Source organism: Methylobacterium sp. HJ2 (assembly GCF_056431005.1).
In genome coordinates, this window is sequence record NZ_JBWJYM010000009.1 from 224830 (window position 1) to 239029 (window position 14200).

General features: G+C 69.0%; 14 protein-coding genes and 1 tRNA gene. 11 read left to right on the forward strand and 4 right to left on the reverse strand.

The features are described from left to right. Positions 1–52 precede the first annotated feature (52 nt). Positions 53–1303, reverse strand: a complete 1251-nt coding sequence (gene frc, locus ACS5RC_RS21270; protein ID WP_478345905.1) for a formyl-CoA transferase — start codon at positions 1301–1303, stop codon at positions 53–55. A gap of 144 nt (positions 1304–1447) precedes the next feature. Beyond that, complete coding sequence (locus ACS5RC_RS21275; protein ID WP_478345906.1) at positions 1448–1891, reverse strand: PAS domain S-box protein; 444 nt, start codon at positions 1889–1891, stop codon at positions 1448–1450. 547 nt (positions 1892–2438) lie between these two features. Here ACS5RC_RS21275 and ACS5RC_RS21280 point away from each other — a divergent pair. From ACS5RC_RS21280 to ACS5RC_RS21290, 3 genes are all read left to right on the forward strand, one after another. Further along, positions 2439–2918 (forward strand): OsmC family protein, encoded by a 480-nt coding sequence (locus ACS5RC_RS21280; protein WP_478345907.1) that lies wholly within the window; start codon positions 2439–2441, stop codon positions 2916–2918. Beyond that, positions 2918–3283, forward strand: a complete 366-nt coding sequence (locus ACS5RC_RS21285; RefSeq protein WP_478345950.1) for a YybH family protein — start codon at positions 2918–2920, stop codon at positions 3281–3283. The genes ACS5RC_RS21280 and ACS5RC_RS21285 overlap by 1 nt, the downstream gene beginning before the upstream one ends. Positions 3284–3883: 600 nt before the next feature. After that, positions 3884–4363: a hypothetical protein gene (locus ACS5RC_RS21290; RefSeq protein WP_478345908.1), complete on the forward strand. Its 480-nt coding sequence runs from the start codon at positions 3884–3886 to the stop codon at positions 4361–4363. A 68-nt stretch (positions 4364–4431) separates the two neighbouring features. On the opposite strand, the gene ACS5RC_RS21295 is transcribed toward ACS5RC_RS21290, so the two are convergent. Further along, a tRNA-Ser gene (locus ACS5RC_RS21295) sits at positions 4432–4521 on the reverse strand. A gap of 499 nt (positions 4522–5020) precedes the next feature. On the opposite strand from ACS5RC_RS21295, the gene ACS5RC_RS21300 reads away from it, so the two are divergent. The 4 genes from ACS5RC_RS21300 to ACS5RC_RS21315 are packed head-to-tail and all read left to right on the forward strand — an operon-like array spanning position 5021 to position 8872. After that, on the forward strand, positions 5021–6031 hold the full coding sequence (locus tag ACS5RC_RS21300) for a sulfate ABC transporter substrate-binding protein (RefSeq protein ID WP_478345951.1): 1011 nt from the start codon (positions 5021–5023) through the stop codon (positions 6029–6031). Positions 6032–6038: 7 nt separating this feature from the next. Then, complete coding sequence (gene cysT, locus ACS5RC_RS21305; RefSeq protein ID WP_478345909.1) at positions 6039–6941, forward strand: sulfate ABC transporter permease subunit CysT; 903 nt, start codon at positions 6039–6041, stop codon at positions 6939–6941. Next, entirely contained in the window at positions 6934–7821 is an 888-nt protein-coding gene (cysW, locus tag ACS5RC_RS21310; protein ID WP_478345910.1) for a sulfate ABC transporter permease subunit CysW, read from the forward strand. Before cysT ends, cysW begins: the two co-directional genes overlap by 8 nt. Next, entirely contained in the window at positions 7748–8872 is a 1125-nt protein-coding gene (locus ACS5RC_RS21315; RefSeq protein WP_478345911.1) for a sulfate/molybdate ABC transporter ATP-binding protein, read from the forward strand. Before cysW ends, ACS5RC_RS21315 begins: the two co-directional genes overlap by 74 nt. Before the next feature lie 12 nt (positions 8873–8884). Here the strand turns inward: ACS5RC_RS21315 and speB are convergent, their stop codons facing one another. Then, positions 8885–9841, reverse strand: a complete 957-nt coding sequence (gene speB, locus ACS5RC_RS21320) for an agmatinase (protein WP_478345952.1) — start codon at positions 9839–9841, stop codon at positions 8885–8887. A gap of 332 nt (positions 9842–10173) precedes the next feature. Between speB and rpsT the strand changes: the two genes are divergently transcribed. The 4 genes from rpsT (at position 10174) to ACS5RC_RS21340 (ending at position 14174) form a co-directional block, all read left to right on the forward strand. Beyond that, positions 10174–10455: a 30S ribosomal protein S20 gene (gene rpsT / locus ACS5RC_RS21325; RefSeq protein ID WP_478345912.1), complete on the forward strand. Its 282-nt coding sequence runs from the start codon at positions 10174–10176 to the stop codon at positions 10453–10455. Positions 10456–11020: 565 nt separating this feature from the next. Next, the gene (dnaA, locus tag ACS5RC_RS21330; protein WP_478345913.1) at positions 11021–12511 is read left to right on the forward strand and encodes a chromosomal replication initiator protein DnaA; all 1491 of its coding nucleotides are present in this window, start codon (positions 11021–11023) and stop codon (positions 12509–12511) included. Between the two features lie 200 nt (positions 12512–12711). Further along, positions 12712–13833 (forward strand): DNA polymerase III subunit beta, encoded by a 1122-nt coding sequence (dnaN, locus tag ACS5RC_RS21335; protein ID WP_478345914.1) that lies wholly within the window; start codon positions 12712–12714, stop codon positions 13831–13833. Further along, on the forward strand, positions 13833–14174 hold the full coding sequence (locus tag ACS5RC_RS21340) for a hypothetical protein (protein WP_478345915.1): 342 nt from the start codon (positions 13833–13835) through the stop codon (positions 14172–14174). Before dnaN ends, ACS5RC_RS21340 begins: the two co-directional genes overlap by 1 nt. Positions 14175–14200: the final 26 nt, after the last annotated feature.

Sequence of the window (14200 nt, forward strand, 5' to 3'; positions counted from 1 at the left end):
GCCACCTGCGCCGTGCGGGCTAAACCCGGCGGGCGCAAGCCGATGACGCGGCTCAGACCGCGCGGGCCTCGTGCAGCGCCGCGATCTGCTCGGGGGTGTAGCCGAGATCCTGCAGCACCTCGTCGGTGTGCTCGCCCAGCAGCGGCGAGGCCTTCACCTCGACCTGCATGTCCGAGAACTTGATCGGGCTTCCGACCGTCAGGTACGAGCCGAGCTTCGGATGGGGCACCTCGACCACCGTGCCGCTGGCGCGCAGCGACGGGTCGTTGGCGATCTCCTTCATGGAGAGCACCGGCGAGCACGGGATGTCGAACTTGCGCAGGATGTCGACCGCCTCGAACTTCGTCTTGTCGGCGAGCCAATCCTCGATGAAGGCGAAGATCTCGAAGATCTTGTCCTGGCGGGCGCGGGCCGTGTTGTAGGCCGGGTCCTCGATCCATTCCGGCTTGCCGAGCGCCTTGCAGATGGGCGCCCAGGCATGGCCCTGGATCGTGAAGTAGATGTAGGCGTTCGGATCCGACTGCCAGCCCTTGCACTTCAGCACCCAGCCCGGCTGGCCGCCGCCGCCCGCGTTGCCGCCGCGCGGCACCACGTCCGAGAACTCGCCGTGCGGGTACTGGGGGTACTCCTCGAGATAGCCGAGCGCGTCGAGGCGCTGCTGGTCGCGCAGCTTCACGCGGCAGAGGTTGAGCACCGAATCCTGCATGGAGACGGCGACCTTCTGGCCCTTGCCGGTCTTGTTCTTGTGGTGCAGCGCCGTGAGGATGCCGATGGCGAGGTGCATGCCGGTGTTCGAATCACCGAGAGCGGCAGCGCTGACGGTGGGCGGGCCGTCCCAGAACCCGGTGGTGGAGGCGGCGCCGCCCGCGCACTGGGCCACGTTCTCGTAGACCTTGAGGTCCTCGTAGTGGTGACCGTCCGAGAAGCCCTTCACCGAGGCCAGGATCATGCCCGAGTTGAGCTCCTGGATGCGGGCCCAGGAGAAGCCCATGCGATCGAGCGCGCCGGGGCCGAAATTTTCGACCATGACGTCGGATTCGCGGATCAGCTTTTCCAGGACGGCCTTGCCCTCGGGCGTTTTGGTGTCGAGCGTCAGCGAGCGCTTGTTCGAGTTGAGCATGGTGAAGTAGAGCGCATCGGCATCGTCCACGTGGCGCAGCTGGGTGCGCGTGACGTCGCCGGCGCCCGGACGCTCGACCTTGATCACGTCGGCGCCGAACCAGGCCAGAAGCTGCGTGCAGGCGGGCCCCGCCTGGACGTGGGTGAAGTCGATGATCTTGATCCCCTCGAGCGGCTTGCTCATCTTGGTCGTCTCCCTGGGTTGTTGATGCGTTAAGCGTGAAGTCGGTCGGTTGCGGCTCTCACCTGGAAATCGGCACGCTCCTCTTGGATGACCTCTGCGAGGACGGGGTTCGCGGGACGGTCGCGCCATCCCGGCGAGATCGTGTCAGGCCTGGACCAGCCGGGCGGCGTCGGCCTCGAGTTCCGCGAGGCGGCGGCGCAGACGGCGCTCCTCCTCGAAGCGCTCGGTCTCGTCGCGGATCAGCGCCACGATGCCGGTGACGGCGCCCTCGGCGTCGCGCACCATCCCGACCGTGAAGGCGATCGACAGGGTCCGGCCGTCCTTGTGCAGGGCGGGGACCTTGAGGAGCGTGGTGCCGTAGCGCGTGACGCCGGTCTCCATGGTCTTGTGGTAGCCGTCCCAGTGGCGGCGGCGGTGGCGCTCCGGGGTGATGATGTCGAGCGTTTGTCCGAGCGCCTCGGCCTGCGTGAAGCCGAAGATCCGTTCCGCGGCAGCGTTCCAGACCGTGATCGCCCCGTTGTGATCCGAGACCACGACGGCGTCGGCGATGGCGGCGATGACGGCGTTCTGATCGGTGGCGTGGTTCATCTCGCTTCCGAGGCAGACTTGACATGGAGCGTTCTGCATCCGCGCAGAACGAGGACCGCCATCGTCCCACAGAGACTGCAGGATCGCGGATCGGTGCTGTGGCGATACGTGCCGTGGTCTGGACTATTCGGCCAAACCGGGCGACGCTGTGAACGGACGTGAACGCATCACGGCATTCGGCCCCTCCCTCCGGGATCCCGACCCGGGCCCCGGCGAAACATCCGGTCGACTAACGATCCGACCGTTCGTTCTATAATGGTATGTGGTATGCCAGTACGCCGAGGCGGTCAAGGCGCGGACCCGACGGCGCCCCGTTTCGACGAGACAAAATCGATGGATCGTCAATTTTGCGCCGGCCGGATCGGTCGTCTGCTGTGTATCGCGCCGGCGAGGGTCGTGGATGCCTCTCGGAAGCTCGACCGGACCGCAACGAGGACAGTGTTGCGCTGCAAAACGACCTCCTCTGTACGGGTCGGGGCCCGCAAGTCCGCGCGGCCGTGACCCCCACCTGCCCTGAACCGATCACGACCTCACGCGGAGCGATGCGATGGCACCCGAACCGAGCATCACGCTCCGGCAGGTCTCGGCCTATCAATTCCTGGTGGATTTCGGCCCGTCCTGGCCGGCGCTGACGGTCGATGAGGCGGAGCCGATCGGCACGGGTTCGGGCCCGTTCCCCGAGCAGATGCTGGTCACGGCGGTCGCGAACTGCCTGTGCGCCAGCCTCGTCTTCGCACTCGGCAAGTTCCGGCAGGACGCGCGCGGGCTCGAGGCGCGGGCGCGGTGCCAGGTGACGCGCAACGCCGAGGGCCGGCTCCGGATCGGCGGGATCGCCGTCGACATCACCCTCGGCGCCGCGGCGGCGGACATGGACCGGATCGACCGCGTGCTCGCCCAGTTCGAGCGGTTCTGCACCGTATCGGAGAGCGTCAAGGTGGGGGTGCCGGTGGCGGTCACGGTCAGCGATCGAACCGGAACCCGCCTGCATCCCGGCCATTCCCTCAGCGCCGCCGAGGAGGGACGATGATGAGCGACAGCGATCACGCCAGGAACCCCGAGGATCTCGCCCGCCTCTTCAACCGCCGCGCCAATGCGGGCGACGTCGAAGGGCTGGTGGCGCTCTACGAGCCCGACGCCGTGCTGGCCGCGGGCGATGTGGTGGCGACGGGCCATGACGAGATCCGCCGCTTCTACACCGACCTCCTCGGCCGGCGATCCAGCTTCCCCGAGGCCGAGATCCTGCCCGCGATCCGCAACGGCGATCTCGCCCTGACCTTCGCCCGCCTGCCGAACGGCGGCCTGTCCGTGGAGGTCGCGCGCCTGCAGGCCGACCGGTCCTGGCGCTGGACGATCGACCAGCTCAAGCTGCGCCTTCCGAAGCCCGAGGCCTGACCGACGGGCAGGGCCGGAGGGCGCGACGACGCAGCCGCGATCGCCCCCGCCGGCCGAGATTGTCGACCGGGGAGCCTGTGCGACCGGCAGGCTGCCAAGGTGTTCCGCCAGCGCGCGTCACCGTACCCACCGATGGCCGCCGTCCTCGCGAAAAGGGCCTCCGCCCTGGGCTGTGCCCATCGCGATCCGGCGGTGCGCGAGCACGACCTGCCCGGCGCGCATCGACAGGCCGCGCGTCTTGCCGGGCTCCTCCGGCCATCCCCCGACCCCGAATCAATCGGCGGCGACACGCGTCAGACTTCGTGAGATGCATGGCATTCGCCGCGAGACGATGTGCGAATCATCCTTGATTGGGTGTGTGCTCGGCGTCTTTCAGATGGGATATTGAGTCCCTGCTGCAAAGTGTCTTCTATTCAATAGAACGGTCACTGATTCGGGTTATGGCTTGCGCGGCGCTGCTCGATCTTTCGAGCGTGCTCTTCGGGCAATGCTTATTTGCGCCGTCATCGCGCAATCTTGACGATCGTCGCGCACAGTGAGGTTCAGCGTCTCAGCGTCTCACCCTTACCGCGTTCAGCACGCGCGAGCATGGAGGTTGGTATGGCTGCGGGTATTGCTTGGACCGTCGCTCAGATCGCTGTGAAGATCTACAGCGGCGTTGGAGCAGTCAGTCGCCATATGGACGCCGATGACGAGGCGCAATTGGCTGAGATCCGGCAGAAGAACAACAGCTGCCCGCATATCCTCGAGCTCGACGGTGGCGACGACATCTTCAAGAAGGGGCTCCGACAGAAGGAGCTCAAGCAGTCGCTTCGCGGGACGATCTTCGGAACCAACAGGGGCTGGAAATCCAAGTATTTGCATCCGGACCCATATTTCAAACCGGCCAATTATTGCGACTGGCTCGTCCGCTCGCAATGGAAGGGCGGAGGGGCTTACAGCGCCGCCGGCATCGGATACAAAGATTATTACTGGAAACAGAGCTGCAACGACACATCCGGCGGGTGGGTAACGGCCGGCTACTGCACCTATTGCGAGAAGGAAGCCAAGGACAGAGCGAGCCAGCCCGCAAGCGACTAGACGCGGCGGCGGAGGATGACTGATCGCATTCGAAATGGCCAGCCTTTGACGAAGGCGATCGGAGACTTTGGCGGAAGGGGTGGGATTCGAACCCACGGTGGAGTTGCCCCCACGGCGGTTTTCAAGACCGCTGCCTTAAACCGCTCGGCCACCCTTCCCGATGCCGCGCTGCGAGCCCGTCGTGTCTAGGGGGTGGAGGATCGCAGCGTCAACCGGGAAGACGGCGGCGCGGGCGCGTCGTCATGGTGGAGGCGCAGATCAGCGGTTGGTCCGATCCCCCGATGCCGTCTTGGGAATCCGGGGACATCAGGAAGGACGCCGCGATCGATCCGACATCCTCTGCGCCGGCAGCAGGCCATCATGCGCCATGAGCGTACAAATCGTTCTTTCTATAGAACACCGGAATGGCAGCGGACTTCATCTCCTAACGAGCGCGCTCGCGGAAAACTCTTCCGCGTCAATCGATCCGCGACCGGAAAGACGGACAGCTTCGGAAGTGCGAGGCTACGCATCACACCGGCAAAGAGCGTGGCGGTGCTTGACTTCGTTCTATAAAACGAACACCTGATCCGCCTCGGAAAGGGCGCGCACCGCGTGCGCCGCAGCCAGGAGGGCGACGTGACCGACCACAGCGATGCGCACCGGAGCGATGCCCGAATCCGGCTCGGTCGGGCGGTGCGGACCCTGGTCTTCGCCTTCGGCCTGCTGCCGGGCGTCGCCTCGGCCCAGACCGCGCTCCTCAACGTCTCCTACGATCCGACGCGCGAGCTGTACCGCGACATCAACGCGGCCTTCGCCGAGGCGTGGAAGGCCAAGACCGGAGAGGATCTCACGGTGCGGGCCTCGCATGGCGGGTCGGGCTCGCAGGCCCGCACGGTGATCGACGGGGTGCCGGCCGACGTGGTGACGCTCGGCATCCCCTCCGACATCGACGCCATCGCCCGGCTCTCGAAGAAGATCCCGGCCGATTGGCGCACGAAACTGCCGAACGAGGGGCTGGCCTACACCTCGACCGTCGTCTTCCTGGTGCGCAAGGGCAACCCGAAGGGCGTCAAGGATTGGGACGACCTCGCCAAGCCCGACATCAAGGTCATCACCCCGAATCCGAAGACCTCGGCGGGCGGGCGCTGGAACTTCCTCGCGGCCTGGGGCTACGCCTACGAGCGGGATGGCCGCGACAACGCCAAGGCCGACGCCTTCGTGGGCCGGATCTACAAGAACGTCCCGGTGCTCGACACCGGCGCGCGCGGCTCGACCGTGACCTTCGCCCAGCGCGGGCTCGGCGACGTGCTGCCGACCTGGGAGAACGAGGCCTTCCTGGTTCTGCAGGAGTTCGGCGCGGACAAGTTCGACGTGGTGGTGCCCCCGACCTCGATCTACGCCGAGCCGCCGGTCGCCCTCGTCGAGGCCAACGTCGAGGCCAAGGGCACCCGCAAGCAGGCCGAAGCCTACCTGCAGTTCCTCTACGGCGACCAGGCGCAGGCCATCTTCGCCAAGCACCATTACCGGCCGATCAAGCGCGCCGCCGCCGACCCGAAGGACCTCGCGCTCCTGCCCGAGATCAAGCTGTTCAAGATCGAGGATCTGCAGGGCGGCTGGGACGAGATCCAGAAGCGGAACTTCGACAACGGCGGCCTGTTCGATCAACTGAGCAGGGCCGGGCGCTGAGGTCGCCATGACCGATCCGACCAAGAGCGTGGGCAACGGTCCGGACAGGGCCGCGGCGACCGCACCCGTCAGGCCGCGCCGGCGCCTGCGCCAGCCGAGCGTGATCCCGGGCTTCGGCCTCACGCTCGGCTACACGCTGACCTGCCTCAGCCTCGTCGTCCTGCTGCCGCTGGCGGCCCTCGTCCTGCGCGCCTCCGGGCTCGGGCTCTCGGGCATCGTCGAGGTGGCGACGGACCCGCGGGTCGCGAGCGCCCTGAAGATCAGCTTCGGGGTGTCGCTGCTCGCCGCGCTGACGGCCTCGGTCTTCGGCTTCGTCGTGGCGTGGGTGCTCAGCCGCTACCGCTTCCCGGGCCGCCGGATCGTCGACGCGGCGGTCGACCTGCCCTTCGCCCTGCCGACGGCGGTGGCCGGCATCGCGCTGGCGAGCCTCTACGCGCCGACGGGGCTCGTCGGGGCCCAGCTCGCGCGGCTCGGCATCCAGGCTGCCTACACGCCGGTCGGCATCTTCATCGCCATGGTGTTCATCGGGCTGCCCTTCGCGGTGCGGACGGTGCAGCCGCTCATCGCCGAGATCGACAAGGAGGTCGAGGAAGCCTCCGCCACGCTCGGCGCCACCCGGTTCGGCACCTTGACCCGCGTGGTCCTGCCGCCGCTGGTGCCCGCGGTGCTCACCGGCTTCGCGCTCGCCTTCGCCCGCGGCGTGGGCGAGTACGGCTCGATCATCTTCATCGCCGGCAACCTGCCCTACGTCTCGGAGATCGCGCCGCTCCTGATCGTCATCAAGCTCTCCGAGTACGATTTCGCGGGCGCCGCGGCTATCGCCACGATCATGCTGGCGATCTCCTTCCTCACCCTGCTCGCCATCAATCTGATCCAGGCCTGGAGCCGCAGGAGGTTCGGCTATGTCTGAGAGCATCGCCATCGATCGCCCCGCGGGCGCGTCCCGGCAGCCCGCCAGCGCCGTGAGCGAGGGCCCGGTCGTCCGCACGATCCTGATCGCGATCGCCGTGGTCTTCCTCGCCCTGTTCCTGGTGCTGCCCCTGGCCACGGTCTTCGCGCAGGCCTTCGCCAAGGGCTGGGAGACCTATCTGGCGACCTTCCGCGAGCCGGACGCGCTCGCGGCGATCCGCCTGACGCTCACGGTCGCGGCGATCGCCGTGCCGTTCAACCTCGTCTTCGGCATCGCGGCGGCCTGGGCGGTCGCCAAGTTCGAGTTCGCGGGCAAGAGCCTGCTCGTCACCCTGATCGACCTGCCCTTCTCGGTCTCGCCGGTGGTGTCGGGGCTGATCTACGTGCTGGTCTTCGGCTCGCAGGGCCTGTTCGGCGGCTTCCTCGCCGCGCACGGGATCCAGGTCCTGTTCGCGCTGCCCGGCATCGTGCTGGCGACGATCTTCGTCACCTTCCCGTTCGTCGCCCGCGAGCTGATCCCGCTGATGCAGGAGCAGGGCACCGCCGAGGAGGAAGCCGCGTTGACGCTCGGCGCCTCCGGGCGCCACGCCTTCCTCACCGTCACGCTACCGAACATCCGCTGGGGCCTGCTCTACAGCGTGCTCCTCTGCAATGCCCGCGCGATGGGCGAATTCGGCGCGGTCTCCGTCGTGTCGGGCCACATCCGCGGCCTCACCAACACGATCCCGCTCCACGTGGAGATCCTCTACAATGAGTACAACTTCGTCGCTGCCTTCGCGGTCGCCTCTCTCCTCGCCGGCCTCGCCCTTGTCACGCTCCTCGTCAAATCCGTCCTCGAGTGGCGCTACGCCGGAGCGCTCGCCGCGGGCGGGCGCCATTAGCGAGACGGCGCGCAATTCGACGGCGATTCGGGTCGAGAGCCTGTCGAAGACCTTCGACACGGCCGCGGTCCTGCACGATTTCGACCTCGACGTGCGCGCGGGCGAGCTGCTCGGCCTGCTTGGTCCTTCGGGGTCCGGCAAGACCACGCTGCTGCGCATCATCGCGGGGCTCGACTTCCCCGATCGCGGGCGGGTGCTGTTCGGCGGCGACGACGCCACCGGGCTGCCCGTGCAGAAGCGCGCCGTGGGCTTCGTGTTCCAGCACTACGCCCTGTTCAAGCACATGAGCGTGGCCGACAACATCGCCTACGGGCTCAACGCCCGGACGCGCGCGGACCGGCCGGCCAAGGCGGAGATCCGGCGCCGGGTCGGCGACCTTCTCGACCTGATCAAGCTCTCGGGCTTTGCCGACCGCTACCCGTCGCAGCTCTCCGGCGGCCAGCGCCAGCGCGTGGCGCTCGCCCGCGCGCTCGCGGTCGAGCCCCGCGTGCTCCTCCTCGACGAGCCGTTCGGCGCCCTCGACGCCCAGGTGCGCAAGGACCTGCGCCGCTGGCTGCGGGAGATCCACGATCGCACCGGCCAGACCACGATCTTCGTCACCCACGACCAGGACGAGGCGCTCGAACTCTCCGACCGCGTGGCGGTGCTCGACCGCGGCCGCCTCGAGCAGGTCGGCACACCCGACGAGGTGCAGGACAATCCGGCCTCGGCCACGGTGCTGAAATTCCTCGGCGACGCCGTCGAGGTGGAGGCCATCGCCGATGGCGGACAGGTCCGCGTCCAGGGCCGTCCGGTCCAGGGCGTCGTGGCGCCCCCGGGCCTGCTCGGCCCGGTCAAGCTCTACGTGCGCCCGTGGCAATTCCAGCTCACGGAGCCGGCGGCGGCCCATCTTCAGGGCAGCGTGCGCGCCTCGCACCGCAGCCAGGGCCGCCAGCGCATCGAGGTCGAGCGCGACGGCCGCCCGCTTCTCGTCGAGGATTTCGACGGCGAGCGTTACGAGGCCGGCCGCGCGGTCGGGCTCAAGATCGTGGGCGGCTACGCCTTCGCCTGAGGGCCGGCCCGCTCAGACCGGGTCCGGGTCCGCCGCCAGGGCCCGGCGCGCGGCCACCGCATCGGCGAGCAGGCACAGGATCTCGAAGGCGATCTGTCCGCCGGCCAGAGCCGTGACGCCCGACGGGTCGAGCGGCGGAGCCACCTCCACGAGGTCGGCGCCGACGAGATCGAGCCCGCGCAGCGCCCGCACGAGGTAGAGCGCCTCGCGGCTCGTGAAGCCCCCGATCTCGGGCGTCCCGGTGCCCGGCGCGTAGGCCGGATCGAGGGCGTCGATGTCGAAGCTCAGGTAGGTCGGCCCGGTCCCGACGATGGAGCGCGCCTCGGCGACGATCTCGGGCAGGCCGCGCGCGACCGCCTCGTCCATGGTGATGACCCGGATCCCCTGCGCGCAGGCCCAGTCGCGCTCGTCCGCCGCGTCGAGGCTGCCCCGGATGCCGATCTGCACGGTGCGGTGAGGGTCGAGGACGCCGTCCTCCACCGCACGCCGGAACGGCGTCCCGTGCGTGAGCCGGGTGTCTCCGTACTGCGCGTCGTCGGTATCGCTGTGGGCGTCGATGTGGATGAGCCCGAGCGGGCGCCGGGCGCCGAGCGCGCGCAGGATCGGGTAGGTGACGAGATGATCCCCGCCCACCGCGAGCGGCACGATCCCGGCGCGGCACAGGTCGGCCATGGCCGCCTCGACGCGCCGACAGGTCTCGGCCGCATCGATCGGGTTGACCGGCACGTCGCCGAGATCGGCGCAGGCGGCCAGGGCATAGGGAGCGACACCCGTGGCGTGGTTGATCCTGCGGGTGCCGGTCGAGGCCTCGCGCACGCCGCGCGGCCCGAGCCGGGTGCCGGGCCGGTTCGTGGTCGCCCCGTCGAACGGGATCCCGACGAGGCCGATCTCGACGCCCTCCGCATCGTCGGGCGCGCGGATCGGCAGCCGCATGAAGCTGGCAGGTCCGGAGAATCGCGGCGTCACCATTCCGGAGGCCGGGCTGAACCGTGCGATTCGCGCCGCGTCGGCCTCGCCGATCCGATGCGCCGTCTCCCGATCCGCCACGCCACGGTCCTCCGCTAACAATTTCGCCTACCATCTCGACCGTTCAGACCGGGAGCAAGGCGATCCAGGCCCTCCGAAGCCGTTGTACATCCTCCGCGCGTTGACGCGTCGCCCCCTCATGGCTATAGAGCCCGCTCTGCCGGAGCGGAGCGTTCGCGCGCTGCGGCCTCGCTATTGCCCGATAACCTGCACGCGTTGACCGACCCCCGGTATGTACCGGCCCGTCGGTATCGCCCGACGAGACGAGGATGCCCATGGCCAACACCGTGTCGGCCAAGAAGATGACCCGCAAGATCGCCAAGCGTACCGCGATCAACCGCTCGCGCCGCTCCCGCATGCGCACCTTCCTCCGCAAGGTCGAGGAAGCCATCGCCAGCGGCGACTCGGCCCAGGCCGGCGACGCCCTGCGCGTCGCTCAGCCGGAGATCATGCGCGCTGCCCAGAAGGGCATCGTCCACAAGAACACCGCGTCGCGCAAGGTTTCGCGCCTCGCCGCTCGCGTGAAGGCCCTGGCCGCTCCGGCCGCTGCCGCCTGATCAGGGCCTACACCGTCCGATCCGAAAGAGCCCGGCCCGCGCGCCGGGCTTTTTCATGTCCGCTGCTCGGCCGGTCGCGCCCGCCGGACCGTCGACGCTTCGCTCGCGGATGCTGATCGCTTCAGCACGCCCGCGCGCGATGCATGCACCCTCGGCGCTGCCCCGAACGCGGCGTCCGACTCAGGCCCGATCCCCGTAACGCCCCGTTGACTCTGTCCGGCGAATGCCCGGTCGCCCCGTGCGGCGCGCGATCGGTGGAGACCGCGTGCGCGATCCACAGCACCGGGACCGTGTACGATCGCGAATCTGCTGGCGTGGCAAAGTGATAGCGGTGCCCGAAACACCCCGTCGCAAGCTGGCTGCAGGCCGCGCGACGCTGTCCCCGCAAATCCCACTGTTAAATCTACGCTAGCTCTTTGTTGATAGCGTCCTCTCATCGACGAATGTCGCGGACGCGGTCCTTGACTCCGTTCGTGAACTGCGCCCTGCCCGTATTCGCGGGGCTCCCAGCGTAGTGCGTACGTCCCGTCGGCGGTTCCCGTCCCCGGGACGAGGAGAGCGATTGATGCGTGTCGACGGGACCATTGCGGGCGACGACGGAAATGGCCGGAACGGCCAGAACGGCTCCGAGATCTCGGCGGCCTGGGCACGGGTGAAGCGACGCTTGCGGGCCGAACTCGGCGAGGACGTCTTCGCGAGCTGGTTCGCGCGCCTGGAGCTCGAAGAAGTCGCGGAGGGCACTGCGCGGCTCACCGTGCCGACCCGATTCCTGAAGAGCTGGATCGAATCCCATTACCTCGATCGGGTGCTGACCACCTTCAAGGCCGAGGTCGAGGAGGTCGCCCGGATCGAGGTGGGCGTGCGCGGAACCGGTGCCCCGGTCCGGCCGGCGGCCGCCGGCGCCTCGAAGGCCAATCCGACGAGCGGTCCGCTCGCCCGTCTCCACGCCGCACCGCAGCCGGCGCCGGTGCCCGCCGTCGCGGCGATGCCCGAGAAAGGCGGCGAGCCCGGCGATCTCAACGGCACGCCGCTCGATCCGCGCCTCACCTTCGCGAGCTTCGTGGTCGGGCGCTCGAACGCGCTCGCTCATGCCGCCGCCGAGCGCGTCGCCCGGCACGACGGCGAGGGCGCGCTCTACAACCCGCTCTACTTCCATGCCGGCGTCGGCCTCGGCAAAACCCACCTGCTGCACGGCATCGGCCATTCCGCCCGCGAGACCGGGCGCCGGGTGATCTACCTCACCGCCGACCGCTTCATGTACGGCTTCGTCAACGCACTGAAGACGCAGAACGCGCTGGCCTACAAGGAGCGCCTGCGCGGCATCGACCTCCTCATCCTCGACGACGTGCAGTTCATCCAGGGCAAGTCGATCCAGGCCGAGTTCGGCCACACCATCAACGCGCTGATCGATGCCGGCCGTCAGGTCGTCGTCGCCTCCGACCGGCCTCCGAGCGATCTCGAGGCGCTCGACGAGCGGGTGCGCTCGCGCCTCGCGGGCGGCCTCGTCGTCGAGATCGGCAATCTCGACGAGACGCTCCGGGTCTCCATCCTCTCGGCCCGGATCGCCGCGGTCCGCGCCGCCCATCCGGCCTTCGAGGTCTCCCCGACGGTGGCCACCTACGTCGCCCGCTCGATCACCGCGAACGGCCGCGACCTCGAAGGCGCCGTCAACCGGCTCCTGGCCCACGCCACGCTGACCGGCACGGCGGTGACGATGGAGACGGCCGAGACGGCCATCCGCGACCTCGTGAAGAACCGCGAGCCGAAGCGGATCAAGATCGAGGACATCCAGAAGCTCGTCGCGTCCCGCTACAACGTTTCGCGCTCCGACATCCTGTCCGAGCGCCGGACCGCGGCGGTGGTGAAGCCGCGCCAGATCGCCATGTACCTGTCGAAGGTGCTGACGCTGCGCTCCTTGCCCGAGATCGGCCGTCGCTTCGGCGGGCGCGACCACACCACGGTGCTGCACGCGGTCCGCAAGATCGAGAAGCAGATCGGCGAGGACGCGGTGCTCGGCGATGAGGTCGAGCTCCTGAAGCGCATGCTGCAGGACTGAGACGGCCGAGCGCCCTCGCGGCTTCCGGGAAGCGTCCCTGCGCAATCCGCCCGCGCGCGGGCGTCGCGGGGGTGCTTCCGCCTGTGCGGGGCCGGGGCCGACGCCCTTGCCTTCGCAACGCCCCTTCGCCAAGCTGAACGGCCCCCTCCGGTACGGAGGCCGCCGCGCGCGGCGGCCTGTCAGCAGTCAGAGTTCGAACGATGAAAGTCACTGTCGAGCGCGCGGCCCTCCTTCGATCGCTCGGCCACGTGCACCGCGTCGTCGAACGGCGCAACACGATCCCGATCCTGTCGAACGTGCTGCTCCGGGCCGAGGGCGGCGCGCTCCAGCTCCGCGCGACCGATCTCGACATCGAGGTGACGGAAGGGGTGCCGGCCGACGTGGTCGATCCCGGCGCCACCACGGTGCCGGCCCACGTGATCTACGACATCGTGCGCAAGCTCCCCGACGGGGCCCAGGTCTCCCTGGAGACCGGCGGCGAGAGCGGCCAGATGACGATCCGCTCGGGCCGCTCGCGCTTCGCGCTCGGCGCCCTGCCGGAGGGCGACTTCCCAGACCTCGCCGCCGGCGAGCTGCCCCACGGCTTCTCGATCGCCGCGGCGGACCTGAAGCGCCTGATCGACAAGACCCAGTTCGCGATCTCGACCGAGGAGACGCGCTACTACCTCAACGGCATCTACCTGCACACGATCGAGACCGAGGGCGGCCTTAAGATGCGCGCCGTCGCGACCGACGGACACCGCCTCGCCCGGGTCGAGATGGACGCGCCGGAGGGCAGCGCCGGGATGCCCGGCGTCATCGTGCCCCGCAAGGCCGTGGCCGAGATCCAGAAGCTCGTGGACGACGGCGGCGAGAGCGTCGCGATCGACCTCTCCCCGGCGAAGATCCGCCTGCAATTCGCCGGCGGCGTGACCCTGATCTCGAAGCTGATCGACGGCACCTTCCCGGATTACCAGCGCGTGATCCCGACCGGGAACGACAAGCGCCTGACGGTGGAGCGCGAGGCCTTCGCCCGCGCCGTCGACCGCGTCTCGACGATCTCCTCCGAGCGCGGCCGCGCCGTGAAGCTCGGCCTCGGCGAGGGTCGCCTCGCCCTCTCGGTCAACAACCCGGATTCGGGCAGCGCCACCGAGGAGCTCGACGTCGATTACGAGGCGGCGGGCATCGATATCGGCTTCAATGCCCGCTACCTCCTCGACATCACCAGCCAGCTCGAGGGCGACACCGCCCTGTTCAAGCTCGCCGATCCCGGCTCGCCGACGCTGATCCAGGACCGGGAAGGCGCCCCCGCTCTCTACGTGCTGATGCCGATGCGGGTGTGATGGGGCGCCGGCCCGGCTCTACGGCCTGGCTCGTCGCGGCGGGCGGCCTCGCGCTGGTCTGCGCTCTCGCGTTCTGGGCGGACCGGCATTTTGCCGGGATCGAGCGGCTGCCGATGCAATGGGGGCTCGACGAGGCGGTCAACTGGACGCTGCCGCGGCGGATGGCCCTCGCCGTCCTGCCGGTCCTCGGAGCCGCGACCCTGATCCCGAGCCTCGTCGAGCGCACGCGGAGAGGGGACGGCGCGGGCGCGCTGCGTCACGCCGCCGTGGGCAGCACGATCCTTCTCGCGATCGAGGCCTTCTATCTCTACATGCTGGTCCGGCACGCCGCACCGCGCTGAGATCGCACGCTCGGAGCCGGCTCGAA

What these genes read in the sequence shown, in the direction of transcription:
- speB (WP_478345952.1), bottom strand. Translation starts at nt 9,841, where the DNA reads ATGGTGACGCCGCGATTCTCCGGACCTGCCAGCTTCATGCGGCTGCCG.
- ACS5RC_RS21290 (WP_478345908.1), top strand. Translation starts at nt 3,884, where the DNA reads ATGGCTGCGGGTATTGCTTGGACCGTCGCTCAGATCGCTGTGAAGATC.
- frc (WP_478345905.1), bottom strand. Translation starts at nt 1,303, where the DNA reads ATGAGCAAGCCGCTCGAGGGGATCAAGATCATCGACTTCACCCACGTC.
- ACS5RC_RS21275 (WP_478345906.1), bottom strand. Translation starts at nt 1,891, where the DNA reads ATGAACCACGCCACCGATCAGAACGCCGTCATCGCCGCCATCGCCGAC.
- ACS5RC_RS21280 (WP_478345907.1), top strand. Translation starts at nt 2,439, where the DNA reads ATGGCACCCGAACCGAGCATCACGCTCCGGCAGGTCTCGGCCTATCAA.
- cysW (WP_478345910.1), top strand. Translation starts at nt 6,934, where the DNA reads ATGTCTGAGAGCATCGCCATCGATCGCCCCGCGGGCGCGTCCCGGCAG.
- ACS5RC_RS21340 (WP_478345915.1), top strand. Translation starts at nt 13,833, where the DNA reads ATGGGGCGCCGGCCCGGCTCTACGGCCTGGCTCGTCGCGGCGGGCGGC.
- ACS5RC_RS21285 (WP_478345950.1), top strand. Translation starts at nt 2,918, where the DNA reads ATGAGCGACAGCGATCACGCCAGGAACCCCGAGGATCTCGCCCGCCTC.
- dnaA (WP_478345913.1), top strand. Translation starts at nt 11,021, where the DNA reads ATGCGTGTCGACGGGACCATTGCGGGCGACGACGGAAATGGCCGGAAC.
- dnaN (WP_478345914.1), top strand. Translation starts at nt 12,712, where the DNA reads ATGAAAGTCACTGTCGAGCGCGCGGCCCTCCTTCGATCGCTCGGCCAC.
- rpsT (WP_478345912.1), top strand. Translation starts at nt 10,174, where the DNA reads ATGGCCAACACCGTGTCGGCCAAGAAGATGACCCGCAAGATCGCCAAG.
- cysT (WP_478345909.1), top strand. Translation starts at nt 6,039, where the DNA reads ATGACCGATCCGACCAAGAGCGTGGGCAACGGTCCGGACAGGGCCGCG.